The organism is Bacillales bacterium, assembly GCA_035700025.1.
Taxonomy (GTDB): domain Bacteria; phylum Bacillota; class Bacilli; order Bacillales; family DASSOY01; genus DASSOY01.
Window position 1 is genome coordinate 1 of sequence record DASSOY010000023.1, and the last position, 3,117, is coordinate 3,117.

5 protein-coding genes are annotated in these 3,117 nt (G+C 54.1%); 2 read left to right on the forward strand and 3 right to left on the reverse strand.

Annotation, left to right across the window (positions count from 1 at the left end):
• The 3 genes from VFK44_04005 to VFK44_04015 form a co-directional block, all read right to left on the reverse strand.
• A partial coding sequence (locus VFK44_04005; GenBank protein ID HET7627535.1) for a lamin tail domain-containing protein occupies positions 1-298 on the reverse strand: 298 nt, incomplete at its 3' end.
• Between the two features lie 97 nt (positions 299-395).
• On the reverse strand, positions 396-578 hold the full coding sequence (locus VFK44_04010; protein ID HET7627536.1) for a hypothetical protein: 183 nt from the start codon (positions 576-578) through the stop codon (positions 396-398).
• A gap of 179 nt (positions 579-757) precedes the next feature.
• On the reverse strand, positions 758-1,045 hold the full coding sequence (locus VFK44_04015) for a class I SAM-dependent methyltransferase (GenBank protein HET7627537.1): 288 nt from the start codon (positions 1,043-1,045) through the stop codon (positions 758-760).
• A gap of 404 nt (positions 1,046-1,449) precedes the next feature.
• Here VFK44_04015 and VFK44_04020 point away from each other — a divergent pair, with 404 nt between their 5' ends.
• Positions 1,450-2,064 (forward strand): hypothetical protein, encoded by a 615-nt coding sequence (locus VFK44_04020; GenBank protein ID HET7627538.1) that lies wholly within the window; start codon positions 1,450-1,452, stop codon positions 2,062-2,064.
• Positions 2,065-2,210: 146 nt separating this feature from the next.
• A partial coding sequence (locus tag VFK44_04025; GenBank protein HET7627539.1) for a trifunctional transcriptional activator/DNA repair protein Ada/methylated-DNA--[protein]-cysteine S-methyltransferase occupies positions 2,211-3,117 on the forward strand: 907 nt, incomplete at its 3' end.

Genomic DNA, 3,117 nt, shown 5'->3' on the forward strand with positions numbered 1-3,117 from the left:
CGTCGCTCGTCCTTTCCAATATGTAAAACCCGTGCGCCTCAATCGTTCCCAACAAGGTCACGTTCGGCGTGCCGTCCGCCGTCGCCAACCTCCAGCCGTCCACGCTCACGTCGCGGTCCGTCGGATTGTACAACTCCACCCACTCGTCGTTGTAACTCGTCGTCGTCCCCATCCACGCAATCTCGTTGATCACCACGTGGCTGGCCGTTTGTGCGTTCGCTTGATGTCCCGGCAGCGCAACCGCAGCCATTGCCAGCAACACTAGCGCGGACATGCCTGCCTTTTTCAGTAATCTCATAGATGTCTTCCTTTCCCTAACGAAATTGGCACACTTGGTGATTATAACAAGGTTCATTTGGCGGGAGGTGAAAATCATAGGAAATGAGTCTATCGATCTAGGGCGAACTTGCGGCGAACGGAATGGTTCGATCGTAACGATGATCGCGATGGTCGTCGGATTGTTCGTTTTCGCCTTCGTTTGCCGGATGAATAATTGGCCGCGCCTGACTTTTGCCACTGATAGCGTTGCATGAAGGGACATTCCTGACGAAGGGTTTTAATTTTTTCAGCTTTTTCATGGGGTCACCTTTTTCGATCAATGCGGGTCACGAACACGCCAAACCCGAGCGTGTCCCTGCCCCATCGATAATACGTTCGTTTCCACGAACGTATCATCTCCCGTATCTCCTCCGCATCCGGATGCGCCTGCACATCATCCTCCACCGACTTCGCGTACCGCTACTCGAACGCGTCCCCCTCATCCTCGCTCGCCGTAAACGTCCAAAGCGGGACGAGTCCTGCGTCCTTCCGCTCGCTGTTTGCCGCCTTCAAGATGCGGCTCGTACAGCTCAACGGCGGTCGCCGTCACGTCGAACTTCTCGACGAACTGGATCGGAATCTCGCAATTGCCGGCGCCGATATCGAAAATTTTCTCCCCCGGCTTTAAGTTGAGCTGATCCAGCAGACGCTGCCACTTTTCCCGGCTGATCGGCTTGTTAAAGTCGTGATTTCTCGTTGCAATCGCTGAGTATTTGTTTCGGTCCATCGTACGCTCTTTTTTGTGAGTGGTTTTTCGTTTCGGGTGCGCCATTCGTATAGACGTTCATAACTACTCAGTTCCTTTGGGCGATTTGCTTTCAGTTTAACGGGGCTTTCGGTTGGCTGCAACTTGTAACGGACATTGGGTCACCTTAACCGGGGAAAACCATGCCTTGAAAAATGTAACGGACATCTGATCCCCTTAGAAGAGAAAATCACATGCCGCGAACAGTAAAAATCGCGCTAAGAGGATTGTATGTCCGTTAGAATTCAAACTCACACAAAATCGACCGCTAAGAGGACGAGATGTCCGTTAGCGGGCTAAACGTTATAATAAGATTACTATGAGCGAACGGAGGAATCGCGATGTGGAAAAAATCGTTGGCCGCCTGCCTCAGCTTGTTATTCGTATTGTTTGTCTTCGTCGGGTTTACAACCTATCCGACCGGCATCCTTGCGGCTTTTGACCGAGGGACACAGGCGAGAGCAGTCGTTGCGAAAACGCAAACGCTGTCTATGAATCTTCTTCCCCAGCAACAGAGCACAGTCCTCGTCTCTTTTAAAGACTTACAAGTTGCCCGCGACCTCAAAGCACTCGCCGAAAAATACCATCTGAAAATCGAGAAGATCTATCAAGTTTGTAAAACTGAAAATGATACGTTCACCGGTCTGTACATAAAAAAAGACGATGAAACGCTGGAGGCAGCACTCAAACATTTTAAAAGGCAATTGCTGTCTGATGACCTGGCGCACATGGAAGCGCAACTGGCTTCAATGAAAAAAGAGCTCGCCGCGCGCGGAGATTCGCCCAAAACAGAAGCAGACCGGAAAGCTTACGAAGCCTATCAAATCCTTTACAAGGATAAAAAAGCCGAGCGCGATTCGATCCTTGCGCATGGGCTGAAATTTTATGGAATCAAATTTTCTGCACGCAACGCCGATATTGTTTCCCTGTCACATAACCCCGCGGTCCGCCTGATTGAACGTGCGAATACGCAGTCGATGTGGAACCCGGTTTTGCCGTAAAAATAAGCGAAAGAATCTGGATTTTCCGCAAAGATCATCGATAGAATCAGGTTCAGTTTTTAAAAAATGAATGCCTGTTTTTCGGCGGCGCGCTTTCAGACTCTGGTTATAATGGATGTGATGAGATCCATGAAAGGAAGATTGCGATGATTTCAGCAAAGAAGAAAAATGAATATTACAAAGCTCTCCTTTATAAAAATTCCGAGTATGAAGGCGTGTTCTTCGTCGGCGTGAAAACGACGGGTGTCTTCTGCCGCCCGACATGCCCGGCACGAAAGCCGAAATTCGAGAACTGCGAGTTTTTCGAGACGGCCGAGCAGGCGCTGCTCGCCTCGTTTCGCCCCTGCAAGCGATGCCGACCGCTGTCGCATCCGAACCAAGTCTCCGACTTGGTTCGGACGTTGGTCGAAGCGGTCGAGGCGAATCCCGAGAAGCGATGGAAGGACCGAGATTTCGAAGCGTTGAGCGTGGATGCGTCGACGGCCCGCCGGCAGTTCAAGAAGCGGTTCGGCATGACGTTCGTGCAGTACGCGCGCGCCCGCCGGATGGGACTCGCGATGAAGCAAATTCGCACCGGCGAGCCGATCATTGAAGCGCAGCTGGCGGCCGGCTACGAATCGAGCAGCGGCTTCCGCGACGCGTTCTCGCGCATCATGGGCGCCGCCCCTTCGGCGGCCGGCGCTGACGGCCGCGTGCTGAGCGCCGCATGGCTCGACACGCGGCTCGGGCCGATGGTCGCGATCGCCGACGACGACGCACTCGTGTTGCTCGAGTTCGTCGATCGGCGAGGCTTGGAGCGCGAAGTGGAACGGTTGCGCCAGCGCACGAAAGCCGCCGTCGTCCCGGGGACGACGGCGCCGATTCGCTCGATCGAGCGGGAGCTCGACGAGTACTTCGCCGGAAGCCGCGTGAAATTCGAGACGCCGATCCGGAGGATCGGGTCGGAATTTCAGCGAGCGGTGTGGGCGGAGTTGCAGCGGATCCCCGCAGGGGAGACGCGGTCGTACGCCGCGATCGCGGAAGCGATCGGGCGGCCGAAGGCGTACCGCGCGG